This is a genomic window from Kingella pumchi (assembly GCF_022288825.1).
GTDB classification, from domain to species: domain Bacteria; phylum Pseudomonadota; class Gammaproteobacteria; order Burkholderiales; family Neisseriaceae; genus Kingella_D; species Kingella_D pumchi.
Genome location: NZ_JAKOOW010000017.1, coordinates 581 through 24,920, shown reverse-complemented (window position 1 = coordinate 24,920; position 24,340 = coordinate 581). Strand labels below are relative to the sequence as shown.

Genomic DNA, 24,340 nt, shown 5'->3' with positions numbered 1-24,340 from the left:
GCATAATGTGTTCGGCCGCCCTTGCCAAGCGGCGGCGAAATGTTTTTCAGGCTGCCCCAATGGTGCGGGCAGCCTGAAAAGTCTGGGTTAGCGCTGGCGGGCTTTAAAGCGCGGGTTGGATTTACAAATCACATACACCTTGCCTTTGCGGCGGACGACTTGGCAGTCGCGGTGGCGTTGTTTGGCGGTTTTGAGTGAAGAGAGTACTTGCATTATTTGTCCTTTTTCAGGGCAGACATCATGCCTGCGTAGCGTTGGTTGAACTGGCTGGCGCGGCCTTCGCGGTTGTGCTCGCGCTGCTTGCCGGTATAAACCGGATGGCTGGCGGCGGAAGTGTCGAGCAGAAATACCGGATATTCTTTGCCGTCTTCCCACTGCATGGTTTTGCTGGTGGGGGCGCAAGAGCGGATCAGCCAGCCGGTTTGGGCGCCGCTGTCGTAAAACAGCACGGTGCGGTAGTTTTCGGGGTGGATGCCGGGTTTCATGGTTTCTCCTGTGGTTAAACTTGTTATAGTATAACACGATAAATTTGTACACGGCAAATTGGTGTGTAAAGAAGAAAACGCTTAAAAAGCAAAAACAGTTTACAAAAAATTACACTATTTGATGCAAGTCAAAATCCCGACAAACAATAGGGCTATACTGTAAACATTAGGTTGTAACAAATCACATAGGAGAAAATCATGTCCAAGCATCCTTCCTGGGTTTTGCTGCCTTTATCACTGGCCTGCGCCTGCGCCTTTGCGGATACCGGCGATGAAGGGGAGAGCCAAGAGCTGAATCCGGTTGTGGTCAGCGGCACGCCGACCGGCAAGGCCAATTCGGTGCAGTTCAACCCCAAAACATCTATCCAGCCACTGCCTGCCAACGACGGCGCCAGCGTGCTGCAGTCGGTGCCCAATATGAGCATTATCCGCAAAGGCGGCAGCTCGGGCGATCCGCTGCTGCGCGGCTTGGGCGGCTCGCGGCTGAGCATCCAGGCCGACGGCCAGTTTATCTACGGCGGCTGCAGCAACCGCATGGATCCGCCCACCGCCTATATTTTCCCCGCTTCTTTCGACAAAGTGATTGTTACCAAAGGACCGCAGAGCGTTAGCGAAGGCATGGGCATGGTGGCAGGTTCGGTGCGCTTTGTACGCAAAACCTCGCCCAAAGCCGAAGAATTCAAAGCGCACGGCAATGCCGGCCTGACCGTGGGCAGCTTTGACCGTTTTGATATCTTCGCCGATGCCGAGCTGAACAACCGCTACGGCTATCTGCGCGCCAATGCCAGTTACAACAAATCCGGCAATTACCGCGATGGCGACGGCAACCGCGTCCACTCCCACTTCAGCCGCCACAACCAAATGCTGCAGTTGGGCGTTACTCCCACCGAAAACACCGTGCTTTCCGCCGGCTACGAACGCAGCCGCGGCGAAGCGGCCTACGCCGACCGCATGATGGACGGCAGCAAATTCGACCGCGACGCCTGGACGCTTAAAGCCCAACAGCGCAGCCTGACTCCGTGGCTCAGCGAAATTTCCGCCAGCTACGGCCGCAGCAAAGTCGATCACATCATGGACAACTACACCATGCGCCGCCGCGCGCCCAATATGCGCGCCCTGATCAATCCCGAGCGCATCGTCGATACCGCCCAGTTGCGCGCCACCATGAACTGGAGCGCCCTCGAGCTGCAAACCGGTCTCGACTGGACGCACGACCGCCACAACAGCCGCATGGCCAACGGCATGGTGCGCATCAGCGGCGCCAATGTTGACCGTTTATCGTCCTTCCCCTTTATCGGCGATCAGGACTTCCGCCAATACGGTCTGTTTGCCGAAGCCACGCTGGAACCCAAAGCCGGCAGTAAAGTAATCGGCGGCCTGCGCTACGACCAAGTTAAAGCCGAATACTTGCGCAAACTCGACCCCGCCGATCCCGACGCGCTTTACAACGCCCACCGCAACCAAACCTACAATCTGAAAGCCGCTTTCGCCCGCTACGAACAGCAGCTGGGCGAGTCCGGTAAATACTACGTCGGCCTCGGCATGGCCGAGCGCGCGCCGGATTATTGGGAGCGCAACCGCTCCTACCGCCTTAAAGCCGAGCGCAACACCCAGCTGGACACCGGCTACCAGTTCCAAAGCGGCAATGTCCAAGGATCGGTATCGCTGTTTGCCGGCCACATCAAAGACTTCATTTTGGTTAAAGGCGCCAGCGCAGACAACGTGAAAGCCGTGCGCTACGGCGGCGAAGCCGAAGGCAAATGGAAATTCGCCCGCAACTGGGAGCTGGGCGGCAGCTTGGCCTACACCTACGGCAAAAACCGCAGCGACAGCCTGCCGCTGGCGCAAACCCCGCCCTTGGAAGCCAAAACCTTCCTGAACTGGGATAACGGCACCTTCAGCGCCGGCGCCCTGTGGCGCGTGGTGGCCGCACAGAAACGCTACGCCCGCGGCCAAGGCAATATCGTCGGCACCGATATCGGCCCGTCCGCCGGCTTCGGCGTGTTGTCGCTCAACGCCGGCTGGCGCTTCCACAAACAGGCCGTACTGCAGGCCGGCGTGGACAATGTGTTCAACAAAACCTACGCCGAGTTTGTCAGCAAGGGCGGCAACCCCGCCGCCGGTACCCAGACCATCCGCGTCAACGAACCCGGCCGCCAAGTCTGGCTGCGCCTGCAGGCCAGCTTCTAAGCGCGCGTAAAACCGCCGCCGCATGGTTTTCCCATGCGGCGGCGGTTTATATCGGCAATAAGTCAAAAGCAGCCTGAAAACCTTTCAGACTGCTTTTGTGCTGTCGTTTGCCCTGTCTTCCACCTAAATGCCGGCACTCGAAAAAGCAGCCTGAACCTTTCAGGCTGCTTTTGTACTGCCGTTTGCTGGTCGTTCATTCCAAACTGCCGGCATTTGAAAAGCAGCCTGAAAGCCAAAAGGCAGCCTGAAAACAGCATCAGACGATTTTCAGGCTGCCTTTGTGGGATTCAAACACAAAGGCAGCCTGAAAAAAACGCGCCCTGCAAACGGGGCAGGGCGCATCTTGGATAAAAGCGAAAGGCTTAGGCCAGCGGCAGGCGGACGGTTTCGCCGAACATGGCGCGGGCGGTGTTGAGCATCTGGCAGGAGAAGCCCCATTCGTTGTCGTACCATGAAAAGACTTTGACCAGATTGCCTTGCGAGACTTTGGTTTGGGTGGCGTCAAACACGCTGGCGTGGCTGTTGTGGTTGAAGTCGCCGGAAACCAGGGGCAGGGTGTTGTAGCCGAGTATGCCTTTCAGGCTGCCTTCGGATGCGGCTTTGATCAGTGCGTTGACTTCTTCGACATCGGTGTTGCGGCCGGCTTCAAAAGTGAGATCGACCAGCGAAACATTGATGGTGGGCACGCGGATGGCCAGGCCGTCGAGTTTGCCCTGCAATTCAGGCAGCACCAGGCCGAGCGCTTTGGCGGCGCCGGTTTTGGTGGGAATCATGTTCTGCATGCCGCTGCGGGCGCGGCGCAGGTCGGAGTGGCGCACGTCGGTGAGCACCTGGTCGTTGGTTACCGCGTGGATGGTGGTCATCAGGCCTTTGTTGATGCCCAGCGCATTGTGCAGGGTTTGGGCGACGGGCGCCAGGCAGTTGGTGGTGCAGGAGCCGTTGGACACCACGGTCATGCCGGGGTTGAGTACCTGATGGTTGACGCCGTAAACCACGGTGGCATCGACATCGCCTTTGCCGGGAGCGGAAATCAGCACTTTTTTGGCGCCGGCATCCAGATGGACTTGGGCTTTTTCCTTGCTGCAAAAAGCGCCGGTGCATTCCATCACCAGATCGACATCCAGCGCTTTCCACGGCAGCTCGGCCGGGTTGCGGGTGGAGAAGAAGGGAATTTTGTCGCCGTTGATCAACAGATTGCTGCCGTCTTCTTCAACTTTGGCGGCAAAGCGGCCGTGCACGGTGTCAAACTGGGTCAGGTGGGCGTTGGTGGCCAGATCGCCGCTGCCGTTGATGGCGACGATTTTGAGTTGGTCGCCCAAACCGTATTCGTAGATGGCGCGGACAATTTGACGGCCGATGCGGCCGTAGCCGTTGATGGCGATTTTGATAGACATGGGTGTTTCCTTGACGGGTTGCGGACAAACAAAAACGGCAAAACTCGCGTTGCCGGGCGGCGCGGATTATACCGAAAACGCAGCCTGAAAACTACAGCGGGCTACAAACTGCCGTCCGGCTTTTCAGGCTGCCTGCCGTCGGCTGCGTTCGGGATTTTTCAGGCTGCCTAAAAACCCGGACAACACAAAAAAGCAGCCTGAAAACTGCCGCAAAGGGTTTTCAGGCTGCCTACGATAGTAAAGGTGTTATTTGGCACTGGGCTGGATAATCACGCTGACGCGGCGGCCGCTTTTGGTGCCCGCCGCCTTGCTGCCGAGCACGGTATAGACTTCGCTTTTGGTGTTGTAGGTGATGACTTCGCCCTGGGCGACATCGCCGCCGCGCTGGACTTTGGCGTTGCCGGACAGGCGGATCATATTGCTGGCGGACGAATATTCGGCGCGGTTGCCCTGGCCTTCGACATAGCCTTTGTTTTCCAGCTGCTGGCCGAATTTGACCGGGCTGCCTTCGGCCTGCAGGGTTTGGTTGCCCTGTTTGTCGCGGGTCAGGCGCACGCGCTCGGCGCGCATATTGATGCTGCCTTGTTTGATGATGACGTTACCGCTGAACACGGTAACCTGGTTTTTCTGGTCGAGCGAGCCGCTGTCGGCGTCGATGGAAATCGGCTGTTTGCGGTCGCTCTCCAGCGCGTGGGCGCTGAAGCTGAGCGCCAGCAGGAGCAGGGCGGCAGGCAGGAATTTAGCGTTGCGAGTCGGTGTCATAAATCAGGGCTTTCACTTTGGCGGGCAGATCGAGCCGCCCTTGTTTGTGGTCGTAGCGCATGCCGTGGGCGCTGCCGCTGGAGCGGCCGTAGCGGTAGTTGACGGCTTGGTCGGTGTAGGCGGTTTGGGCGCGGGTATCGACGGTAAGCGAGGCAGTGCTGACTTGGGCGGCGGGGCGCTCGCCGTCAGCGGGTTTGTCGAGCAGCACTTCACGGTCGAACAATACCTGGCGGGTTTCGGTGTCGTAACGCGCCTGCGCGCTGCGTACCTGGTATTGCTGGCGGCCGTTTTGGTAGAGGTGCAGCTCGGGGCTTTGGAAATGGACGTAGCGTTTTTCCGGCAGCTGCCAGGCGCGCTCGGCGCTGAGGCTCTCGCCAAGGCTGCCGTCTTCGGCAAAGCGCACGCCGCGCATCTGCGTCATCAGATATTGCGGTTCGTCGGCTTTAAGCGCTACTTCTTCCAGCTTCACTTCGCTGATGCGGCCGAGCCAGGCGCTCAGGCCGCCGAGTATCAGCGCCAGCATCAGCGGAAACATCAGATTGCGCAGGCGGCTCATTGCAGGTACCTGTCTAAGGCAGCCTGAAAGCTGCCTTGGGCGTACATAATCAGGTCGCACAATTCGCGCACGGCACCGTTGCCGCCGGCAGCGGCGGTGGTGTAGGCGGCGCGTTTGCGCACTTCGGCGTGGGCGTTGGGCACCGCTACCGGCAGGCCGCAGCGGATCATTACCGGCAGGTCGATCACATCGTCGCCGATATAGGCGCATTGCGCTTCGCTCAGGTCGGTTTCGGCCAGAAGCACCTGATAAACGGCTTTTTTGTCGCTGCTGCCTTTGCGGTAAAAACCGATGCCCAGCTGCGCGGCGCGCGCATCGACGGCAGCATCGCTGCGGGCGGTGATGATGGCGGTTTGCACGCCGCTCTCCTGCAGCATTTTGATGCCGTGGCCGTCGAGGGTGTTGAAGGCTTTACTCATGCGGCCGTCGGCGTCAAACAGCAGCTTGGCGTCGGTCAGCACGCCGTCCACATCCATAATCAGCAGGCGGATGCGTTCGGCGCGTTCGATAAGCGGGCGGGGCAAGTGGGAAAACATGGTTTCAGGCTGCCTGAAAAACGGGGTTTATTCGCCGGCGGCATCGTTGCCGTCGGCAGGCTTGTCTTCGGCTTCTTCGCGTTCGGGGAAAACGAATGAAGCGACAATGCCCAGCGCCAACACCACAATCACCACCAGCAGCGAAGCATTGGGCGAAATCTCGTAGCCGACGCCGAAAATATGCTCGGAAGCGGCCAGGCCGAGTTTGGCGGCGATAAAGAACAGCAGCACGATCACCGCTTTTTCCAGATGCACCAGATAGCCTTTGAGCGCTTCGAGCACGAAATACATGGTACGCAGACCGAGAATGGCGAACATCATCGCGCTGTACACAATCAGCGGCTCTTTAGATACCGCAATCACCGCCGGCACGCTGTCAAAGGCAAACATCACGTCGGAAATCTCAATCACCGCTAGGCACAGAAACAGCGGCGTGGCCACCCAGGCGCCTTTTTTCATCTGGTGCGGATGGCTTTTTTCGGGATGTTTGACATCTTCGCCGGCCAATTCCAGATGCACGTCGGGATGGGCGGAGCGGGCTTCTTCCAGCTCTTTGGTATTCAGGAAGAAGTTGTGGCCGAACAGGCGCGGCCATACCGGAAAGAAGCGGTGCACCCAGCGGTAGGCCAGGTGGTCGGAGTAGTCTTCGTTTTCTTCTTCATCGTCGCCGGCTTTGAGCATCATCACCGCCGTCCAGCCGACAATCAGCGCAAACACCAGTTCGACATACGGCCCCAGCGCCAGCAGGCCGGTGCCGATGGCCACGAACACCATGCGGAACACAATCGCGCCGATAATGCCCCAGTAGAGCACGCGGTGGCGGTAGCCTTCCGGTACTTTGAACCAGGCGAAAATCGCCATCATCACAAACAGATTGTCCACCGACAGCACTTTTTCCAGCGCATAGCCGGTGATAAACAGGCTGGCGGTTTCGCTGCCGTGGTGAACCCACAGATAGCCGCCGAAGGCCAGCGACACCAATACCCAAAACACCGACCACAGCGAAGCGCTTTTGAGCGACATCGGCTGGTCGTTTTTATGGGCGAAAAGGTCGATGGCAATCGCGCCGACCGAGAGCAGGACAAATACGGCAACGGTTTCCAGCGGGAAGCCTAAATGGTTCATGTGCTTTTCCTTTGTGTGGAGTGTGGTGGTTGCGGAAAAAAGGCGGGGCAAAAGGCCGCCATTCTAATCTATTTTCGCGCTTTGGCGCAGGGCTTTTTCAGGCTGCTTTGCTGCGTTCAGGCAGCCTGAAAAGCGGTATTCAGCCGTCGGCCAGGCGGTATTTTTTCGACAGCCGGCGCGCGCGGCGGAACCATGCCTGCGCCACGGCGGCGGCCGGACTGCCGGCAGCGGCGTAATTGAGGCGGATATAGTCGTCGATCAAGGCTTTCAGGCTGCTTTCGAGCCGGTTTTGCCGTGCCAGCTCGCGGCGCAATTCCTGCGGGCCGACGGCGGCAAGCTCGGGATAGTCGGCGCCGAGCAGGCGGTATTTGAGCAGGGCGAAACCGTCGCGCAGCGGATCGGCATCCTGCCGGCGCGAGCGGCGCCACCACAGCCATACCGGCAGCAGCACCGGCAGCGCGCCCAGCGCCAGCAGCGCCAGGATGCTGAACACACCGACGCGGCCGAGGCCGAGCGAGGCAAACAGGCTTTTCTGGCGGTTGTCGTCGTAATTGACCACCCACTGCTGCCAGTAAAAACGGCTGCGGTCGAGCCAGGCGCTCCAGCGGCCGGTGTTGGCAATCATGCCTTCGGCTTCGCCGCTGGGCAGGGCGGCGGCCACGCCCTGTTCGATGCGGTCGGCGGAAACAGCGGCGGTGGGATCGTAACGCCGCCAGGCCTGGCGCTCGGGCAGCCACACTTCCGCCCAGGCGTGAGCGTCTTTGCTGCGTACCTGCCAGAAGCCGCCTTCGGCATCGTATTCGCCGCCCTGATAGCCGGTCACCACGCGGGCGGGAATGCCGGCGGCGCGCATCAGGCTGACAAAGGCATCGGCATAGTGTTCGCAAAAGCCGCGGCGGTGCTCGAACAAAAAGCGGTCGGTGGCATCGGCATCGGGCATCTGCGGCGGCTGCAGGGTGTAGGCAAAACGCTCGCGATGGAAATATTCGAGCACGCTTTGGGCGTAACGCTCGACGCTGCCGTTGCTGGCGGCAGCCAGCTTGCGGGCAAGGGCGACGGTGCGCGGATTGCTGGCGGCCGACGGCAGGCGGCGGTAGAAATCGGCTTCGCCGCGGGTCAGCCGCTGGTAGAGCAGGCTGTCGGGCAGCGCTTCAAGGCGCACGCGGCGCACGCCGCTGTTTTCCGGCACGCGCAACACATTGCCCAATTCGCGGTTGAAACCGCGCTTTTCAAAGGGCGGCGGATAGTCGAGGGCGGGCAGCATGCCGCGCTCGTCGGCAACAATCATCTGATAGCCGATGCGTTTGCCTTCCTGCGGCACGGCATCATCCGCCACGCCCTGCACCGCCTGCCAGGCGCCGTTTTCATAGGCGGGCAGGGTCAGCACGCGCCAATAGAGCTGCTGGCGCTGCGGCATATAGCCCTGATCGAAAGTGGCGGTGAACGCCGGTTCGTTGCTTTGCACCAGATCGCTGATGCTGCCGGGCTTCATGCGGTCGGAAAGGCCGGTAACCGCCTTGTTTTGCGGGTTGGGCATCTGCCACAGCGGCGATTCGCGCCGCGGCATGGCAACAAACAGCAGCAGCATCAGCGGCAGCGCCAGCAGAAAGCCGGTCAGGCTCTGGCGCAAAGCCGGCCGCCACGGCATTTCGTTCAACAACGCCAGCACCAACGCCATCACCACCAGACACAGCAGCATCCACAAACCGGCCGCCGGCCCCTGGTCGAACAGCACCGAACCGGCGGTGAGAAACAGCATCGCCAGCACCAGCACCTGCCAGTCGCGCCGGCTTTTGCCTTCGTAAGACTTCAGCAGCGCCACCAGCAGCAAAAAAGCGATGCCGCCCTGCAGGCCGATAATGCTGCCCAGCAGCTTCCACACTGCGGCGACGATGGCGCCCAGCAGCGGCAGCAGCAGGCGGTTGTCCACCGCGCGCACGCCGGCCAGCAGCAGCGCCACCCGCACCGCCAGCAGCAGGCCGAACAGCACGCCCACGCTTAAGGGCAGTTGCAGCAGCAGCGGCAGCGACACCACCGATAAAGCGCCCAGCGCCAGCAGCAGCGTACTGAGCGCGGGTTGGGTTTCGAGGAAGGCGGGGCGGATGCCCGGTAGATGGTAGCTGTTCATTGTCGGATAAGCGGGAAAAAGGCAGCCTGAAAAGCGGCAGGCGGGGTTTTCAGGCTGCTTTTGGGGTTAAACGGCGCGCAAAACACTTTTCAGGCTGCCTGCTGTTACGCTTTCAGGCAGCCTGAAAACCTTAAAAGGTTTTGTTGAACTGAAGATAGGCATTGGCCTTTTGGTGGCCGTAGAAAGGATGGTTGCTGCGGGTTTTCTGCCACACCGCCACCAGCTTGGGCGTGATGCCCCACAGGTGGATGCGGCGGTTCCACAGCGCCAGGCTGCCGGAGTATTCCATGTCTTTGCGGATCACGTTGGTGATATCCACGCCGTCGTAGCGGCGCTCGCCGACGCTGCCGGTAAGCGAAGTGGAAAAGCCTTTGCCCCATTCGCGCGTCCAGCCCACACGCAGGCCGCGGCGGAAGTAGGCATCGCTGTCGTCTTGTGCGGTTTTGCGGCTGACGTCGACGCCGGCCATCCAATATTGGCGCGCGTTCTGCACAAAGAGCCAGGTAGCCGAGGCATTGACATGGTAGCCTTCAAGGTATTTGCGCCGGTCGTAGAGCTCTTTGCCCCACTCGGCGGCAGTCTGAAACTGCGTGCGCGGTGTAAGCCAGCGCGACCATTCGAGCCGCAGGCCGGTTTCGCGACCATATGGCTTGGTGCCGTACCAGCGGCGCTCGACATAGGGCAGGATGGCGGTTTCGGTGCGGGCGGTGCGGTACACGCCGCCAACGGTGGCGCGCAGGTTCAAATCATCGTATTTGTGGTTGTCCCAATAGCTTTTGCCGTAAACATCGACGGCGGTGCGCAGCGAATAGCGGCCTTTGAGATTCCAGTCGCGCGAGGCGCCGGCCTGATAGGAAATGCCCTGCGCGCGCTCGGGCTCGGGCAGCGTCCATACGCCGTTGCCGTGCCGTACCTGGCGGCGGCTGGGGGTGTTGTTGATGTTGTTGTCGCGGGTATAGTTCATGCCGCCGTAAACCGACCAGCCGCCGCGCTTGTCGATGGCTTCGATGTATTGGTCGCACAGGCTGCGGATATTGTCCGGCAGCTCCGGCTCGCTGCGCAGGCGGACAAACTGGTCGCGTGCCGCTTCGCTTTGGCGGTCTTCAAACAGCGATTGCGCCAGCGCCAGCCGCACAATCGACATCTCCGGCTTGCGCGCGAGCGCTTCGCGGTAGAGCCGCACCGCTTCGCCGTAACGGCCGTCGGCACGCGCCACCATCGCGCGGGACAAAATCAGCAGCAGCTCGGCATCGGCGCCGCGGCGGTACTGCTCCGGCAGCTGCAGATAAATCGGCAGCAGCACTTTCACCGCTTCAACATTGTTAAACAGCACCGACGAAAACAGCGCCCGCTCCAAAAGTTCAGGCTGCTTGAGCAGCTCTTCGGGGCTGATATTGAGCGTATCGCCGCCCTGCGCCGCCGGCTGCGGCGCGCTTGCGGGCGTTTGGTCGGGATTGGTCGGCTTCGTCATATCGAAGCGGGTTTCCGGTTCGTCGGTTTTAACGACATCATCGGCCAAAAGCGGCGGCGTCAGCAGCATCAGGCTGCAAAGCAAAAGGGTTGGGCGTTTCATATTCGGCCAATCGAAATCGGGTAGGGCGCCGTTTTCAGACAGCCTGAAAGCAGGCGACGGCAAACTCGGGCGCTTTAGCCGGCGGCCACTTCAAAGCGGGTTTGCACTTGGCCGGCCAAATCCAATTCCAGCACATCGCCCGCCACCAGCGCACCGACGCCTTCGGGCGTGCCGGTAAACACCAGATCGCCTTCGTTCAGACCATAATCGCGCGCCAGCGTGCACAGAATCTCTTCCAGCGGAAAAATCATGTTTTTCAGGCTGCCCTGCTGCTGCAGGCGGCCGTTCAAATGCAGGCTGAAACCGTGTTCGCGCACCGCATCCAACGCATCGGCCGCCACAAATTCCGATACGCAGGCGGCGTGTTTGAAGCCTTTGGCGCGCGTCCACGGCAGCCCTTTTTCCTGCGCCTGCCGCTGCCAGCCGCGCTCGGTCAGATCCAGTCCCACTGCCAGTCCCGCCACCACATCCAGCGCGTTTTGCGGTGCCAGCTCATCCGCCGCGCGGCCGATCAGCAGTACCAGTTCGGTTTCGTAATGGACATTGTGCGCATCCGCCGGCAGCACCAGCTTGGCCGGCCCCTGCAGCAGGCTGCTGTTGGGCTTGAGAAACACCAGCGGCGCGGCGGGCTTTTCATTGCCCAGCTCGCTGATGTGGGCGGCGTAATTGCGGCCGATGCAGAAAATATTGTTGGCGCGGACGCTGCGTCCGCCAAGCGATACGGAAGTCATAATATTCGGAGAAATCAGAGAAACAGAATGTTCAGACGACAATGCGGCGTGATTCTGACAAGCATCCGCAAAAGCCGCGGATTGTAGCGGAAAAGCAGGGGATTGTCTGTTTGCCCCTTTCAGGCTGCCGCCAAACGAAAGCAGCCTGAAAAAGGCAAAATGCTTTCAGGCTGCCTGAATGTTACGGGGCAACAGCCTTATCAACACAACGGCTGTTCAGTAACCGAACCAGCGCCTAATCCGACCGAACCAACCGCTTTTCAGGCTGCTTTCCGTATACGCTATGCTTTGCAGCTCGGGATTGAGTTCGACCCATTCCAGCGCCAGGCGGCAGATGCGGTCGTAAACGGTATGGTCGCTGCTGCGCGCGGCGGCGGCCTGATTTAAGCGGGAGAATTCCGCAAAGTCCGGCAGGCGGCGGCCGCCGGCGAGCAGTTGTTCGAGACGCTCGAGCATACGGGCGCAGCCTGCGCTGTCCCAGTTGGCGCCGTCGTAGAGATAAACCGATTCCCACACCCGGCCGCTTAAGCGCAAAACTTCGCCCTGCAGGGTTGGCGCATAGCCGCTGGCCGGCACCAGCGCCTGCCACAGCAGCTTAAAGCGCACGTGCCAGTCTTGGTGGTCGCTGCCGGCAAAAGCATGGATGCTCGCGGGCAGATGGTTGTCTCGGTTCATAGGGAGTCTCGCTTATCGGGTAGCGAGTTTAACAGAAATTAAACCAAATTAAAGAAATTTGCCCCAAAAGCGGAAAATTTAACCTTAAAAAAGCAGCCTGAATCTGCCGAAACGGCTTTCAGGCTGCCTTTTGTGGTGGGGTGGCGCAGGCATGTACGGGGCTTTTGAGAGATTGGAAACCGCGTGCGTGGCAGAACCACACAGACTACGCATACAGACTACGCTTGCTACGCATGACCCACGCTACGCTTGCTCGCACCCTGCAGACTGCGGCTTGCTGCCTTGTATCTTTCTTATTTTATTTCACTATATCTTTTCACTATAAAATCCCGCGCAAACGAATGCCAGCCTCAGGAGAATCACATAAACTTCACCGAATACCGCCAACTCCCCCAGCCCGAAGCCGCGCAAGCCTATTTGCGGCAAATCGAATGGCGCGCAGGCCGGCACCTTGCCGAACTGTTGGAGCAACACCGCTTTCAGACGGCCTACGGACTTCGTTTTCAGGCAGCCTGCATTTGGGTTTTGATAAAGTGCAGGCTGCTTTTTCATATTGCCGACATGTGTTCCAATGCCTCCGCGAAATAATCCGCCACTGCCCTTACGCTGGGGCTGCGGCGCACGTCTTCGTGCATCACCAGCAAGAGTTCCTCCGAGAATTCGGGCGGCGGGGCATCCGGATTGAATGAGACGGGATGCAGCCTGTCGGCGGGGAAAACGGCGAAATCAGGCAGGATGCCGATGCCGATTTGTTCGCACACGGCTTGTTTGACGGCGGCGAAATCGTTGCTGGCGAAGGAAATGTCTGCATCTTCGCCGATTTGTTCGGCAAACCAGCGGGAAAAGCGGGTGTTTACGGCAATCTGCACGAAACGCCAGTCTTTGCGGCGGGTGGTTTCCAGGTAGCCCTCATGGCCGTAGATGCGGTAGGAAAAATGGGCGATGCGGCGCACGGTAAGGTCGTTTTGGGTGGGGCGGACGAGGCGCAGGGCGATGTCGGCTTGGCGGCCGTGCAGGTCGGCGAGTGCGGCATCGCTTTGGATGATAAGGCGTATATCGTTGTGTTTTCTGTAGAAATCGGTAATGTGGGGCATCAGCAGGAGTCGGGCGACGAATGGCGGTGCGGAAATGACGACGCTGTGCCGCAGTTCGGCCTGTTCGCGCGCGGTACGCTGCAACATGCTCATATCTTTGCAGATTTCGCAGGCATGGCGGTAAAGCCGTTCTCCTTCGGGGGTGAGTAGGTAGCGTTTGCCGATGCGGTCGAACAGGCGCAGGCCGAGGGCGTTTTCCAGCTGGGTGATTTGCCGCGAGACGGTGCTGTGCTGCACGCCCAAGTGTTCGGCGGCAGCGGTAAGGGTTTGTTTTTCCACGAGGGCGGTGAAGTGGCGGATGCCGTTCCAGTCCCAATCCATTATTGCTTCCTTTGTGCATTTTTTAGCTGCGTTTGCCAATTTATATTATTTTCGTGTTTTTATAAACGGTATAAACTGTGCAATATGGATTTTTTGATGGGAACGAGATGAAAAAACTGCCGAAAAAATACGCGGGCGTGCTGTTTTCTTTTTACGCTTCGAATGTTGCGTGAAAATCCTTTAAAATAAATTTTGCTTCTTAAACTCTTGTTTTTTTTGAATTTCAGACTGCTGAATACAGCCAAAAGTTCCTCTGGAAACCAGCCTTTGTTTACCAACCTTGCAGACAGGAGACACATATGTCCGACAAACCCATTCTCTACGTTGTAACCAGCAATGCCGTTAAAGGCGCAAGCGGTCAACCCACCGGCTTTTGGTTGTCCGAACTCACGCACCCCATGCATGAAACCGAAGCCGCTGGGCACCGAAGCGAAATCGCCGCCATCCGAGCCGGAGTCGCCCCCGTTGATGCCGATAGCCTGAATATGGATGACCCCGTGAACGCCCATTACTGGCAGCAAACTGACCTGCAACAACGCTTGCAAGCTGTGCCCGGGCTGGATGACCTGAACGGCGCGGACTATTCCGCCATTCTGTTTACCGGCGGCTACGGTACGATGTGGGATTTCCGCGAAAACCTTGATGCGCAACGCCTTATCCGTGAAGTGTATGAAAACGGCGGTATCGTTGCCGCCGTCTGCCACGGCCCTGCTGCGCTGGTGGACGCGAAACTTTCTAATGGCGAATATCTGGTTAGCGGCAAAAACGTTGCTGCTTTCACTAACGCCGAAGAAGAAGCAACGGGCGGAGCTAAAATCGTCCCCTTCCTGCTGGAAACCCAGCTCGTTGAACACGGCGCAAAACACCATGCCGCGCCGAACTGGGCGGAAAACGTGGTGGTGGACGGCCGTCTGATTACCGGTCAAAACCCGGCATCCGCCAAAGGCGTAGGGGTGGCGTTGGCCAAGGCATTGGGTTGATGAAGTATTGAAAAAGCAGCTTGCACTTGGAAAATTCAAAGTGCAGGCTGCTTTATATTGGGGGCTGACGTAGATTGGCCCTAAATTCCACACCAATCCCGCAGGATTTTAAGCTGTTGGGACGGTGTGCCGAAGTTAAATCGAAATTCGCATTCTTTCAAGAACAGTGGGAAAGATTTGCGGTCAGTCCCGTTGTATTTGCGCAAGACGCGTTTTGCCTGATTCCAAAAATTCTCAATGCCGTTATGTGTAGAAAACAACGCGGTTATTTTCTACAAATTAAGCAGCCTGAAAACGCTGTTTAGCTGTTTCAGGCCGCCTGAATGTTAGTCTTCGTTATCGGAATATTGGCTGGGGTCATACGGCTTAAATTTGATTTCGCCACCATCCTCGTTCTCGTCTTCATCCTCGTCTTCAAAATTCCCCAGCACGCCCGATTCAAACAGCCAAGTAATCGCCTCGCCCAGCGTTGCGCCCAAATCGTAGATTTTTTCCTCCTCGCGCGGCAACACATAATAGCGACCTTCAAACCAAATAATCTCGTCGCCATCCAAAGTATCCGCCACCGCGATAGATTGCAACACCTGCTCTTTGGTGAGCACGTCCGCGCCCTCGTCCCAAAACCAATATCGCGTGATGCGTTCCAGTCATTCAGGCCGCTCCTTCATAATTTGCTCAGGCAGATAAACGCGCAGATACACGCCCAAATCGCCCTCCCCGTAGCGGGTAACGTATTCGCGGTAATCGGCTTCAAACTGGGTGTTCAACGCCGCTTCGCATTGCGCAATATCCTCGGCAGTTGCCAAAAACAAATCGGTTTTGCCTGTTTGGTCATTGGGGATGATGGGGTAATTTGCGATGCTCATGGATATTCCTTTGTATAAAGTGGATAAAAATCGGATTGTGGTGTAGAAAATAACCACTTTTCCTGCCGCACCGCGACCACGTCTGCCTTTACGCCGTCCGCCGAAATAGCTTTCGTCCAACTCGACGGGGCCCTCAAAAACCTCATCGGCAGCCAAGGCCAAATGATGGCTGATAACCATACGGATTTTGCGGTAGAACAGAATGGCGGAGTTGGGCTGAATGCCCAAAATATCGGCAGCGGAACGGGCGGTAACTTGGAGCACAAAAAATTCAAGCAGTTTCTTTTGAATTCTCTTGCTTAATTTACAATTGGTTATCTTCATTTTCATAGCCTAGCATAACTGCTAATCTACGTCAGCCCCAAAAAGTTTATTTTCCATTTAATCCTCCAAAAAATCCATAAAAATTAATCACTCTGCCCCAAACAACAACCCTTCCTTAATCCCCCGAATCCTATCCCGCAACACCGCCGCCTCTTCAAACTGCAAATCTCGCGCCGCCTGTTGCATGGCTTTTTCGAGTTTGGCGATTTCTTTAATCGCGTCTTCTTCGTTGTGGATTTCGCCGACTTTGACTTTGTTTTTGCCTTGTCTACGACCTTTGCCGCTGTCTTCTTCGTGGTACACGCCGTCGATGATGTCTTTAACCTGTTTTTTAATCTGCTGCGGCACGATGCCGTGTTCTTCGTTGAATTTCATCTGTTTTTCGCGGCGGCGTTCGGTTTCGTCGATGGCGGCTTTCATGGAATCGGTGATTTTGTCGGCGTACAGGATGGCGACGCCGTTCACGTTGCGCGCGGCGCGGCCTATGGTTTGAATCAGGCTGCGGTGTGAGCGCAGGAAGCCTTCTTTGTCGGCGTCGAGGATGGCGACGAGGGAGACTTCGGGGATGTCGAGACCTTCGCGCAAGAGGTTGATGCCGACGAGTACGTCAAACAGCCCGAGCCGCAAATCTCTAATGATTTCAACGCGCTCGACGGTGTCGATGTCGCTGTGCAGGTAGCGCACTTTGATGCCGAGTTCGCTGTAATAGTCGGTGAGTTGCTCCGCCATGCGTTTGGTGAGGGTGGTAACGAGCACGCGTTCGCCTTTTTGGATGCGCTCGTTGATTTCGCTCATTAAGTCATCGACTTGAGTGGCGACTGGGCGGATGATGATTTGGGGGTCGACCAGCCCTGTGGGGCGGACGACTTGTTCGACCACTTGTCCGGCGTGTTCTTCTTCGTATTTGGCGGGGGTGGCGGAAACGAAAATGGTTTGCGGCATGACTTTTTCAAATTCGTGGAATTTGAGCGGGCGGTTGTCGCGGGCGGAAGGCAGGCGGAAGCCGTAATCTACAAGGTTTTGCTTGCGCGATGCGTCGCCTTTGTACATGCCGCCGATTTGGGTAACGGTAACGTGGCTTTCGTCGATGAACATGATGGCGTTGTCGGGCAGGTAGTCCATCAGCGTGGGCGGCGGTTCGCCTTCTTTTTTGCCGGAGAAGTGGCGGGAGTAGTTTTCGATGCCTTTGCAGAAGCCCATTTCGTAGAGCATTTCGAGGTCGAAGCGGGTGCGTTGTTCGATGCGTTGTTGTTCGACGGGGCGTTGTTCGCGGGCGAAAAATTCGATGCGTTCGCGCAATTCGTCTTTGATGCTCTCGCAGGCGCGCAAGACGGTGTCGCGCGGGGTAACGTAGTGGCTGGACGGGAAGACGGTGTAGCGACCGACGCGTTGGTGCAGGCTGCCTGAAAGCGGGTCGAACATATCGAGGCGGTCAATTTCGTCGTCGAACAGGCTGATGCGCAAGGCGTTTTCGGAGCTTTCGGCGGGGTACACGTCAATCACGTCACCACGCACGCGGAAGCTGCCGCGTTTGAAATCCAAATCACCGCGTTCGTACTGCATGGAAACGAGCGTGGCGATGATGTCGCGCTGCTCGATAGTGTCGCCTTCTTTGACGGACAACACCATTTGTTGATACTCGGTCGGGTCGCCGATACCGTAAATGGCGGACACGGTGGCGACAATAATCACGTCGTCGCGCGTCATCAGGTTTTTGGTGGCGGAAAGGCGCATCTGCTCGATGTGTTCGTTAATCGCGCTGTCTTTTTCGATGAACAAATCGCGGCTGGGCACATAGGCTTCGGGCTGGTAGTAATCGTAGTAGGAGACGAAATATTCGACGGCGTTTTCAGGGAAAAACTCGCGCATCTCGGCATAAAGCTGGGCGGCCAGGGTTTTGTTGTGCGCCATGATGATGGCGGGGCGGCCGCTTTGGGCGATGACGTTTGCCATGGTGTAGGTTTTTCCCGAACCGGTTACGCCGAGCAGGGTTTGGTAGGAAAGGCCGTCTGAAAGCCCTTCGAGCAGGCCGGCAATGGCGGTGGGCTGGTCGCCTGCGGGCGGGAAGGGCTGGTGGAGTTTGAAGGGGGAGTTTTCGTATTGGATGACTTGCATTTTTTCAGGCTGCCTGAACGCGGGAAAACGGCGGATTATAGCGCAGACGGATAGGGCTTTTACGGCAGCCTGAAAGCGGACGGCTGCTTTTTCAGGCTGCTTGCCGGGCAAAAGCAGCCTGAAACTTTGGCGCCAGATGGGCGGCGGGCAAGGTTGGCAAAGCGGATTTCTGTTGCGCCGAAAAGATAAGAAAAAGAGCAAAAAGCAGCCTGAAAAAGTTTTCAGGCTGCTTTTTGCCGTGCTGATGTGCCCTTACTGCTCCGTAGTTTGCGGCAGACGCAGGAAGTGTTCGCGGTAGTAGCGCAGCTCTTCGATGCTCTCCAAAATGTCGTCCAGCGCCTTGTGGGCGCCTTTTTTGGCAAAGCCTTTGTAAACCGGCGGATTCCAACGGCGCGCCAGCTCTTTGAGCGTGGAAACGTCGAGATTGCGGTAGTGGAAATGCGCTTCCAATTCGGGCATATAGCGCGCCATAAAGCGGCGGTCTTGGTGGATGGTGTTGCCGCACATCGGGCTAGCGTTGGCCGGTATCCATTGGCGGATAAATTCCAGCAGTTTTTGCTCGACTTCGCGCTCATCCAGCTTGGACTGGCGTACGCGCTCGGTAAGGCCGGTGCGGGCGTGGGTGGCGGTGCACCAGGCATCCATGCCGTTTAGGATTTCGTCGCTCTGATGCACGGCATACACTTCCGACTGCGCCAGCACGTTCAGATCTTTATCGGTGATGATCATCGCCACTTCGATGATTTTGTCGTTGTCGGGATTCAGGCCGGTCATTTCCATATCCAGCCAGCACAGATTGTTTTGGTCTTGCATATCGGGTTCGTTTCGGGGAAAAAGGGCGCGATTATAGCGGCAGCGGCTGGGGATTCAAAGGCAGCCTGAAAAGCGGGAAACGGCTTTCAGGCTGCCTTTGGGGTTTAGAACAGCCCCGTAATATTGCCGTCTGCATCCACATCAATCTTCTCGGCCGAGGGCACTTTGGGCAGGCCGGGCATTTTCATGATGCTGCCGCATACGGCGACGATAAAGCCGGCGCCGGCCGACAGGGTGAGGCTGCGTACGGTAATGGTGAAGCCGCTCGGGCAGCCCAAGAGTTTGGGATTGTCGCTAAATGAGTATTGCGTTTTGGCGACGCACACCGGCAGTTTGTCTAGGCCGAGTTTTTCCAGCGAGGCGATTTCGGCGCGGGCTTCGGCGCTGAATTCGACGTCGGCGGCGCCGTAGATTTTGGTGGCGATGGCGCGGAGTTTGTCGGGGATGCTGTCGTTGGTGTCGTAGGCGAAGGCGAAACGGTTGGGCTGGCTGTCGATGGCGGTGACGACTTTGCGCGCCAGGTCTTCGCCACCCGCGCCGCCGTGCGCCCACACTTCGGTGAGGGCGACTTCGGCGCCGCGTTCGGCGCAGGCAGCCTGAATCAGGGCGAGTTCGGCGTCGGTGTCGGACACGAAGCGGTTGATGGCGACGACCACGGGCAGGCCGAAGACGGTTTTAAGGTTGGCGATGTGTTTGAGCAGGTTGGGCAGGCCTTTTTCCAGCGCGGCAAGGTTTTCCGCGCCCAGCTCTTCTTTGGCGACGCCGCCGTTGTATTTGAGCGCGCGCACGGTAGCGACGACGACTGCGGCGTCGGGTTTGAGACCGGAGAGACGGCATTTGATGTCGCAGAATTTTTCCGCGCCCAAATCGGCGCCGAAGCCGGCTTCGGTAACAGCGTAGTCGGCCAGATGCAGGGCAAGGCGGGTAGCGGTTACCGAGTTGCAGCCGTGGGCGATGTTGGCGAAGGGGCCGCCGTGGACGAAGGCGGGCGTGCCGCCGATGGTTTGCACCAGATTGGGTTTGAGCGCGTCTTTGAGCAAGGCGGCCATTGCGCCTTGGGCGTTGAGGTCGCGGGCGAAAACGGGGCTGCCGTCTTTGGCGTAGGCGACGAGCATATTGCCCAGCCGCTCTTTCAAATCGGCCAGGTCGCGGGCCAGGCAGAACACGGCCATCACTTCGCTGGCGACGGTGATGTCGAAGCCGTCGGGGCGCAGCACGCCGTCGGTGGGCTTGCCGTTGCCGCTGACGATGTTGCGCAGCTGGCGGTCGTTCATATCGATGGCGCGGCGCCACAGCACGCGTTTGGGGTCGATATTGAGCGCGTTGCCTTGGTAGATGTGGTTGTCGATCATGGCGGCCAACAGGTTGTTGGCGGCGCCGATGGCATGGAAATCGCCGGTAAAGTGCAGGTTGATGTCTTCCATCGGCAGCATTTGCGCGTAACCGCCGCCGGCCGCGCCGCCTTTGATGCCGAACACGGGGCCGAGCGAGGGTTCGCGGATGGCGACGGCGGCTTGTTTGCCGATGCGGTTGAGCGCGTCGGCCAGGCCGATGGTGACGGTGGTTTTGCCTTCGCCGGCGGGTGTGGGGTTGATGGCGGTAACCAGAATCAGGCGGCCGTTTTTATTGGGCAGCCTGAACGCGTCGGCGGGGTTGATTTTGGCTTTGTAACGGCCGTATGGCTCAAGCTGCTCTTCGCCGATGCCAAGTTTGGCGGCAATGTGGCGGATGGGCTGGATCGCCGCTTCGCGGGCGATTTGGGCATCGGTTTTGAAGCTCATGGGGTATCTCCTGTGCGGCGGCCTGAAAAGCAGCCTGAAAAAAGAAATGGTGGGTTTTCAGGCTGCCTTGGGCGGAAAAGGGAAAAAGGCAGCCTGAAAATAGCAGGCGGGGTGCTGCTTAGAATGCGTAATTAAAGCCGCGCTCCATCTCAATCCATACCGGTTTGCCCTGCAAACGCGCAGGTTCAAATTGTGGTTGGCGTTCTATAGCGCGTACGGAGGCGCGATCTAGGCGGTGGTAGCCGGAAGAGCGGGTAACACGCGCGCCGTATGTTTTGCCGTCGCTGCCGACAACAAAACGCACGCGCACCATGCCTTGTTCGTTTTCTTCTATCGAAACCGGCGGGTAGGGCGGCGGCGGCAGGGGCACTTTACTAATACCGCTGATATCCAAATCCCGTTTTTGCTGGGCACCCACGACAAAAAATGCTTCCTGAACCGCCGTGCCTGCCACATTGCGGCATGAGGGCCGGTAATCGGGGGCGGTACCGTTGCTGCATTCTTGGATGGGCTGGATTTTTTTCGTCAAGGCCAAAGCAGCTGCCTGTTTGGCAACGGTGCGGTCGACATGCTGCAGGCGTACGCGCGTTACCTTGCCTTGTTCATCCACATCCAGCAGAAAAACCGCCCGGCCGGTTTGCGGAAAATTCTGGCTGTTTACGGCAGCAGCGGCAATCAGCGGCGGCAGTTTTGTACTTGCCGCCGTATCCGGCGCAGCATGAACGCTAAAAGCTGCCAGCAGCAGGGCAGCGGGAAAAATACGGGAAAAAGTCATGGTTTTCTCACAGTCAAAAAAAGCGTACGAGCAAAATCAAAACCAGCAGCACACTAATGCCCAGCCAGCTTAATTTTGTCCAGTTGCGGATGGTTTCGGCAGAGTCTTCCTGATCGAAATCAAACAGCCATGAAAGACAGCGGCCTTCGAGAAATTCGGCGCCGCCCCATGAAACAATCCATTTGCAAATCAGGCTGTAAACTGCGTAGGCAACTAGGATTTTCGTGATGGTATTGCCACCGAGAATGCCGATGACCCTATTGATTTTAAGCATACCGGCTCCTGTTATCGGAAATCGGAATAAACAAAAGGCAGCCTGAAAAACATTTTTTGCGTTTTCAGGCTGCCTGTCTGCTTTAGCCGCGCTCCTGCGAAGTGGCGTTCATATCCGGATGCAGCACCAGCAGCGGGTCGATGCGGCCGATGGCTTTTTCATCCTTGTTCGGGTAGTCGAGCACGCTCAGGAAGTGGCGGATGCAGTTGAGACGGGCGCGTTTTTTGTCGTCGGATTTGATGATGACCCACGGCGCGTCTTTGGTGTGGGTATGGAAGAACATGGCGTTTTTCGCTTCGGTGTAGTCGTCCCAGCGATCAAGCGACTGCACATCTACCGGCGAGAGCTTCCAATGCTTGAGCGGATCGGAATAGCGGGAGACGAAGCGGCGCAGCTGCTCTTCGCGCGATACGGAAAACCAGAATTTGAAAAGGTGGATGCCGCTGGCCACCAGCATGCGTTCGAACTCGGGGGTTTGGCGCATAAACAGCAGGTACTCCTGCGGGGTGCAGAAGCCCATTACGCGCTCGACACCGGCCCTGTTGTACCAAGAGCGGTCAAAAAACACCATTTCTCCGGCGGTGGGCAGGTTTTGGATGTAGCGTTGGAAATACCATTGGCCGCGCTCGGTTTCGGTGGGTTTTTCCAAGGCCACCACGCGGGCGCCGCGCGGGTTGAGGTGTTCCATAAAACGTTTGATGGTGCCGCCCTTGCCGGCGGCGTCGCGCCCTTCAAACAGGCAGACGATTTTCTGGCCGCTTTCCTTTACCCAGCTTTGCACTTTGAGTAGTTCGACCTGCAGCTTGGCTTTTTCGCGTTCGTATTCACGCCGGCCCATACGGGTTTTGTAGGGATAATCGTCCGGCAGCGGGGCGGAGCTGCTGTCTTCGCTGCTGACGCGGCCTTCGTATTTGACGACGGCTTCTTCAAAGATTTTGAGGCTTTCGCGCTGCTCGCCCAATTCGATTTTTTCAAACGGCTGGGGTTGGTGGTCGCTCATGGAAGTGTCCTTTCTGTTGTTAAGCGTGGGTAAAAAAGGGGCGGTTTTTTCCTGATGTGCATACGTTTGTTTTTCTGCCGCAAAAGGCGTTTTTCATGCCGTTCATACTAACATGATTTAACCCTTTCAAACAGTTTTCAGGCAGCCTGAAAACCGCTGCAGGTCACGCGCGCAACAGGCGGCTTGCCAAATCTGCTTGCCGTCTTATATAGTGCCGCAAACGGCAATTCCGCCGTTCGGGCAGCCGCCGCTGCTGTAACTTGAAGAAGGAATCTCAACATGAGACACAATTCGTCCAAACGTGATTTTGAAAGCCAGAAAGAAGCGCTGATGCGCGAAATCCAAAGCGTGCTGGAACAGGCCGAAACCCTGTACGACACCACCGTGGATCGCGGTGCGGAAGAAACCCAGGCGCTGCGCCAGAAACTCCAGCGCCAGTTCGAGCAGGCCAAAGGCAAACTGGCTGATTTTGAAGAACGCGCGGCAGACCAAGTGAAATACCGCGTGAAACAGGCCGACGAATACATCAACGACAAACCCTATTACGCCATGGGTTTTGCCGCGCTGGTCGGCTTGGTGGTGGGCATTTTGCTCAACCGCCGCTAAAGAGCGGTTCCGTGGCAGCCTGAAACCGCAAGTGATGATGAAAAAGACGGTTTCAGGCTGCTTTTCCCCGTTTTCAGGCAGCCTGAAAAACCAAACCGGACACGCCATGAATCTCAAACAGGAAATCCGCCACGCCAAAAACCAGCTGGGGCAGGGCGCCGAACTGCTGCTGCTGCGCCTGCGCCTGCTGCGGTTGGACGCCGAAGGCCAGTTGGGCGGCGCGCTGAAAATCGCCGCCCTGATTGCCGCCGCCGCGGTGCTCGCCTTTATCGCCCTGGCCGTGGCGCTGCTGCTGCTTTACCTGCTGCTGCCGCCGCATTGGCGGGTGCCGGTGTTTGCCGCCGTTGCCGCGGCGCTGCTGCTGGCGGTTTACCTGCTGCTGCGGCAGATTCCCGCCATCTGGCGTTTTCACAGCGGCCGCGTTGGTGAAACGCTGGCCGATCTGCAGGAAGACATCGCCCGTCTGCGCCGCGCTGCTGGCAGCAGGCCGCCGCCGGCCGAACCAACACAGGAGACGGAAAATGAATGAGCATCCGCGCCCGACCCGCGAGCAGGAACGCGAACTCTTGCAGCTGCAATGCCGGCTCGCCCGTCTCAAACTGCAAACCGAAAGCCGCCTGCACCGCCGCCGCCAAGCGCAGGAAAACCGCAAACACCACGCCCTGCCGCAACTGCTCGAACTGGGCAACCGCCTGCTGCAGCAACGCGGCCTGCTGAAACTGGCGCTGCTGCCGTCCAAATGGAAATACCGCCTGCTGCTGGGCGGTGTGCTGCTGGCTTTGTTCGGCAGCGACAGCAAAGAAGAAAACCGCTGAAGGTTTGTGCAGATCAAAACGCCGCGTTTCAGGCAGCCTGAAACACGGCGTTTTTTAGCGGTTTATCCGTATCGGCGGGTGGCCGTGTCGGGGGCTATGGGTGGCCGGCGCTGGTTTTGCTTTTCNGGTATCCAAACGGCTTGATTTGAGTTTTGGTATTTTTGCCCGACGGGGTGAAAAATACAGTTGCTACGGATTATGCTGTTGCCAAAAGGCCGTCTGAAAACGGGTTGGCGAACTTTCAGACGGCCTTTGGCTTGGCTGCCACATGGCAACGACGATAAACGATAACAAGGCAGCCTGAAAAACAAGCAATGCCGTCATTCCCGCGCAGGCGGGAACCTTGTTTGATATTCGACAATATATTATAAAACAATACATTGCTTGAATCCTGACAAGATTCCCGCCTGCGCGGGAATGA

Annotated in this window: 26 protein-coding genes and 2 pseudogenes; 5 read left to right on the top strand and 23 right to left on the bottom strand. The window is 58.0% G+C overall.

All coding sequences use genetic code 11. The features are described 5' to 3' along the window. Window positions 1-87: 87 nt before the first annotated feature. Entirely contained in the window at window positions 88-213 is a 126-nt protein-coding gene (gene ykgO, locus MB824_RS04075; RefSeq protein WP_238746201.1) for a type B 50S ribosomal protein L36, read from the bottom strand. Continuing rightward, window positions 213-485 carry a type B 50S ribosomal protein L31 gene (locus MB824_RS04070; RefSeq protein WP_238746199.1) on the bottom strand — a complete coding sequence of 91 codons (273 nt, stop codon included), beginning with the start codon at window positions 483-485 and terminating at the stop codon, window positions 213-215. The genes ykgO and MB824_RS04070 overlap by 1 nt, the downstream gene beginning before the upstream one ends. Before the next feature lie 198 nt (window positions 486-683). On the opposite strand from MB824_RS04070, the gene MB824_RS04065 reads away from it, so the two are divergent. Continuing rightward, window positions 684-2,675 carry a TonB-dependent copper receptor gene (locus tag MB824_RS04065; protein WP_238746198.1) on the top strand — a complete coding sequence of 664 codons (1,992 nt, stop codon included), beginning with the start codon at window positions 684-686 and terminating at the stop codon, window positions 2,673-2,675. A gap of 362 nt (window positions 2,676-3,037) precedes the next feature. Here MB824_RS04065 and gap read toward each other — a convergent pair whose 3' ends face one another. From gap to MB824_RS04010, 11 genes are all read right to left on the bottom strand, one after another. Continuing rightward, on the bottom strand, window positions 3,038-4,069 hold the full coding sequence (gene gap, locus MB824_RS04060) for a type I glyceraldehyde-3-phosphate dehydrogenase (RefSeq protein WP_238746196.1): 1,032 nt from the start codon (window positions 4,067-4,069) through the stop codon (window positions 3,038-3,040). Between the two features lie 246 nt (window positions 4,070-4,315). Beyond that, window positions 4,316-4,831: a lipopolysaccharide transport periplasmic protein LptA gene (gene lptA, locus MB824_RS04055; RefSeq protein ID WP_238746195.1), complete on the bottom strand. Its 516-nt coding sequence runs from the start codon at window positions 4,829-4,831 to the stop codon at window positions 4,316-4,318. Continuing rightward, the gene (gene lptC, locus MB824_RS04050) at window positions 4,809-5,387 is read right to left on the bottom strand and encodes an LPS export ABC transporter periplasmic protein LptC (RefSeq protein ID WP_238746193.1); all 579 of its coding nucleotides are present in this window, start codon (window positions 5,385-5,387) and stop codon (window positions 4,809-4,811) included. The genes lptA and lptC overlap by 23 nt, the downstream gene beginning before the upstream one ends. Continuing rightward, a complete protein-coding gene (locus MB824_RS04045; protein WP_238746191.1) occupies window positions 5,384-5,923 on the bottom strand; it encodes a KdsC family phosphatase in 540 nt (179 codons plus the stop codon). Before MB824_RS04045 ends, lptC begins: the two co-directional genes overlap by 4 nt. Window positions 5,924-5,950: 27 nt before the next feature. Next, window positions 5,951-7,048 carry a TerC/Alx family metal homeostasis membrane protein gene (locus tag MB824_RS04040; RefSeq protein WP_238746190.1) on the bottom strand — a complete coding sequence of 366 codons (1,098 nt, stop codon included), beginning with the start codon at window positions 7,046-7,048 and terminating at the stop codon, window positions 5,951-5,953. Window positions 7,049-7,187: 139 nt separating this feature from the next. Next, window positions 7,188-9,176, bottom strand: coding sequence for a transglutaminase family protein (locus tag MB824_RS04035; protein WP_238746188.1), 1,989 nt, complete (start codon window positions 9,174-9,176; stop codon window positions 7,188-7,190). Between the two features lie 130 nt (window positions 9,177-9,306). Next, window positions 9,307-10,749 carry a surface lipoprotein assembly modifier gene (locus MB824_RS04030; RefSeq protein ID WP_238746186.1) on the bottom strand — a complete coding sequence of 481 codons (1,443 nt, stop codon included), beginning with the start codon at window positions 10,747-10,749 and terminating at the stop codon, window positions 9,307-9,309. A gap of 74 nt (window positions 10,750-10,823) precedes the next feature. Further along, window positions 10,824-11,480, bottom strand: coding sequence for a fumarylacetoacetate hydrolase family protein (locus tag MB824_RS04025; RefSeq protein WP_238746184.1), 657 nt, complete (start codon window positions 11,478-11,480; stop codon window positions 10,824-10,826). A gap of 216 nt (window positions 11,481-11,696) precedes the next feature. Beyond that, window positions 11,697-12,155, bottom strand: a complete 459-nt coding sequence (locus MB824_RS04020) for a hypothetical protein (RefSeq protein WP_238746182.1) — start codon at window positions 12,153-12,155, stop codon at window positions 11,697-11,699. Window positions 12,156-12,461: 306 nt separating this feature from the next. Then, complete coding sequence (locus MB824_RS04015; protein WP_238746180.1) at window positions 12,462-12,707, bottom strand: hypothetical protein; 246 nt, start codon at window positions 12,705-12,707, stop codon at window positions 12,462-12,464. After that, complete coding sequence (locus MB824_RS04010; protein ID WP_238746179.1) at window positions 12,704-13,570, bottom strand: LysR family transcriptional regulator; 867 nt, start codon at window positions 13,568-13,570, stop codon at window positions 12,704-12,706. The genes MB824_RS04015 and MB824_RS04010 overlap by 4 nt, the downstream gene beginning before the upstream one ends. 299 nt (window positions 13,571-13,869) lie before the next feature. Here MB824_RS04010 and MB824_RS04005 point away from each other — a divergent pair, with 299 nt between their 5' ends. Further along, window positions 13,870-14,550 carry a type 1 glutamine amidotransferase domain-containing protein gene (locus tag MB824_RS04005; RefSeq protein ID WP_238746177.1) on the top strand — a complete coding sequence of 227 codons (681 nt, stop codon included), beginning with the start codon at window positions 13,870-13,872 and terminating at the stop codon, window positions 14,548-14,550. 80 nt (window positions 14,551-14,630) lie between these two features. On the opposite strand, the pseudogene MB824_RS04000 reads toward MB824_RS04005, so the two are convergent. The 9 genes and pseudogenes from MB824_RS04000 to ppk2 form a co-directional block, all read right to left on the bottom strand. Next, window positions 14,631-14,795, bottom strand: a pseudogene (locus MB824_RS04000) (IS1595 family transposase); the annotation flags it as partial. Between the two features lie 81 nt (window positions 14,796-14,876). Continuing rightward, window positions 14,877-15,152, bottom strand: a complete 276-nt coding sequence (locus MB824_RS03995; RefSeq protein ID WP_238746175.1) for a hypothetical protein — start codon at window positions 15,150-15,152, stop codon at window positions 14,877-14,879. Window positions 15,153-15,461: 309 nt separating this feature from the next. Continuing rightward, window positions 15,462-15,740 (bottom strand): annotated as a pseudogene (locus MB824_RS03990) (IS1595 family transposase); the annotation flags it as partial. A gap of 87 nt (window positions 15,741-15,827) precedes the next feature. After that, window positions 15,828-17,855 carry an excinuclease ABC subunit UvrB gene (gene uvrB, locus MB824_RS03985; protein WP_238746173.1) on the bottom strand — a complete coding sequence of 676 codons (2,028 nt, stop codon included), beginning with the start codon at window positions 17,853-17,855 and terminating at the stop codon, window positions 15,828-15,830. A gap of 252 nt (window positions 17,856-18,107) precedes the next feature. Then, complete coding sequence (gene orn, locus MB824_RS03980; RefSeq protein WP_238746171.1) at window positions 18,108-18,668, bottom strand: oligoribonuclease; 561 nt, start codon at window positions 18,666-18,668, stop codon at window positions 18,108-18,110. A 104-nt stretch (window positions 18,669-18,772) separates the two neighbouring features. Next, entirely contained in the window at window positions 18,773-20,449 is a 1,677-nt protein-coding gene (locus MB824_RS03975; protein WP_238746170.1) for a formate--tetrahydrofolate ligase, read from the bottom strand. A 118-nt stretch (window positions 20,450-20,567) separates the two neighbouring features. Further along, entirely contained in the window at window positions 20,568-21,224 is a 657-nt protein-coding gene (locus MB824_RS03970; RefSeq protein ID WP_238746168.1) for an energy transducer TonB, read from the bottom strand. A gap of 13 nt (window positions 21,225-21,237) precedes the next feature. Then, window positions 21,238-21,498 (bottom strand): hypothetical protein, encoded by a 261-nt coding sequence (locus tag MB824_RS03965; RefSeq protein ID WP_238746166.1) that lies wholly within the window; start codon window positions 21,496-21,498, stop codon window positions 21,238-21,240. Window positions 21,499-21,580: 82 nt separating this feature from the next. Beyond that, on the bottom strand, window positions 21,581-22,498 hold the full coding sequence (gene ppk2 / locus MB824_RS03960) for a polyphosphate kinase 2 (RefSeq protein ID WP_238746165.1): 918 nt from the start codon (window positions 22,496-22,498) through the stop codon (window positions 21,581-21,583). Window positions 22,499-22,777: 279 nt separating this feature from the next. Here ppk2 and MB824_RS03955 point away from each other — a divergent pair, with 279 nt between their 5' ends. The 3 genes from MB824_RS03955 to MB824_RS03945 are packed head-to-tail and all read left to right on the top strand — an operon-like array spanning window position 22,778 to window position 23,919. After that, window positions 22,778-23,104, top strand: coding sequence for a DUF883 family protein (locus tag MB824_RS03955; protein WP_238746164.1), 327 nt, complete (start codon window positions 22,778-22,780; stop codon window positions 23,102-23,104). A gap of 34 nt (window positions 23,105-23,138) precedes the next feature. Next, window positions 23,139-23,633, top strand: a complete 495-nt coding sequence (locus MB824_RS03950) for a phage holin family protein (RefSeq protein WP_238746163.1) — start codon at window positions 23,139-23,141, stop codon at window positions 23,631-23,633. After that, entirely contained in the window at window positions 23,626-23,919 is a 294-nt protein-coding gene (locus tag MB824_RS03945; protein ID WP_238746162.1) for a hypothetical protein, read from the top strand. Before MB824_RS03950 ends, MB824_RS03945 begins: the two co-directional genes overlap by 8 nt. A gap of 241 nt (window positions 23,920-24,160) precedes the next feature. Here the strand turns inward: MB824_RS03945 and MB824_RS03940 are convergent. Then, window positions 24,161-24,340: hypothetical protein (locus tag MB824_RS03940; RefSeq protein WP_238746161.1), on the bottom strand; the 180-nt coding region annotated here is incomplete at its 5' end.

Excerpts from the sequence above, each read along its gene's own strand:
- MB824_RS04010 (WP_238746179.1), bottom strand. The coding sequence starts at position 13,570 with ATGGATTGGGACTGGAACGGCATCCGCCACTTCACCGCCCTCGTGGAA.
- ykgO (WP_238746201.1), bottom strand. The coding sequence starts at position 213 with ATGCAAGTACTCTCTTCACTCAAAACCGCCAAACAACGCCACCGCGAC.
- MB824_RS04005 (WP_238746177.1), top strand. The coding sequence starts at position 13,870 with ATGTCCGACAAACCCATTCTCTACGTTGTAACCAGCAATGCCGTTAAA.
- gap (WP_238746196.1), bottom strand. The coding sequence starts at position 4,069 with ATGTCTATCAAAATCGCCATCAACGGCTACGGCCGCATCGGCCGTCAA.
- MB824_RS03970 (WP_238746168.1), bottom strand. The coding sequence starts at position 21,224 with ATGACTTTTTCCCGTATTTTTCCCGCTGCCCTGCTGCTGGCAGCTTTT.
- MB824_RS04030 (WP_238746186.1), bottom strand. The coding sequence starts at position 10,749 with ATGAAACGCCCAACCCTTTTGCTTTGCAGCCTGATGCTGCTGACGCCG.
- MB824_RS04020 (WP_238746182.1), bottom strand. The coding sequence starts at position 12,155 with ATGAACCGAGACAACCATCTGCCCGCGAGCATCCATGCTTTTGCCGGC.
- MB824_RS04070 (WP_238746199.1), bottom strand. The coding sequence starts at position 485 with ATGAAACCCGGCATCCACCCCGAAAACTACCGCACCGTGCTGTTTTAC.
- MB824_RS03955 (WP_238746164.1), top strand. The coding sequence starts at position 22,778 with ATGAGACACAATTCGTCCAAACGTGATTTTGAAAGCCAGAAAGAAGCG.
- orn (WP_238746171.1), bottom strand. The coding sequence starts at position 18,668 with ATGCAAGACCAAAACAATCTGTGCTGGCTGGATATGGAAATGACCGGC.
- lptA (WP_238746195.1), bottom strand. The coding sequence starts at position 4,831 with ATGACACCGACTCGCAACGCTAAATTCCTGCCTGCCGCCCTGCTCCTG.
- MB824_RS04045 (WP_238746191.1), bottom strand. The coding sequence starts at position 5,923 with ATGTTTTCCCACTTGCCCCGCCCGCTTATCGAACGCGCCGAACGCATC.
- MB824_RS04035 (WP_238746188.1), bottom strand. The coding sequence starts at position 9,176 with ATGAACAGCTACCATCTACCGGGCATCCGCCCCGCCTTCCTCGAAACC.
- MB824_RS03950 (WP_238746163.1), top strand. The coding sequence starts at position 23,139 with ATGATGAAAAAGACGGTTTCAGGCTGCTTTTCCCCGTTTTCAGGCAGC.
- MB824_RS04015 (WP_238746180.1), bottom strand. The coding sequence starts at position 12,707 with ATGAAAAAGCAGCCTGCACTTTATCAAAACCCAAATGCAGGCTGCCTG.
- MB824_RS03945 (WP_238746162.1), top strand. The coding sequence starts at position 23,626 with ATGAATGAGCATCCGCGCCCGACCCGCGAGCAGGAACGCGAACTCTTG.
- ppk2 (WP_238746165.1), bottom strand. The coding sequence starts at position 22,498 with ATGAGCGACCACCAACCCCAGCCGTTTGAAAAAATCGAATTGGGCGAG.
- lptC (WP_238746193.1), bottom strand. The coding sequence starts at position 5,387 with ATGAGCCGCCTGCGCAATCTGATGTTTCCGCTGATGCTGGCGCTGATA.
- MB824_RS04065 (WP_238746198.1), top strand. The coding sequence starts at position 684 with ATGTCCAAGCATCCTTCCTGGGTTTTGCTGCCTTTATCACTGGCCTGC.
- MB824_RS03975 (WP_238746170.1), bottom strand. The coding sequence starts at position 20,449 with ATGAGCTTCAAAACCGATGCCCAAATCGCCCGCGAAGCGGCGATCCAG.
- uvrB (WP_238746173.1), bottom strand. The coding sequence starts at position 17,855 with ATGCAAGTCATCCAATACGAAAACTCCCCCTTCAAACTCCACCAGCCC.
- MB824_RS03965 (WP_238746166.1), bottom strand. The coding sequence starts at position 21,498 with ATGCTTAAAATCAATAGGGTCATCGGCATTCTCGGTGGCAATACCATC.
- MB824_RS04040 (WP_238746190.1), bottom strand. The coding sequence starts at position 7,048 with ATGAACCATTTAGGCTTCCCGCTGGAAACCGTTGCCGTATTTGTCCTG.
- MB824_RS04025 (WP_238746184.1), bottom strand. The coding sequence starts at position 11,480 with ATGACTTCCGTATCGCTTGGCGGACGCAGCGTCCGCGCCAACAATATT.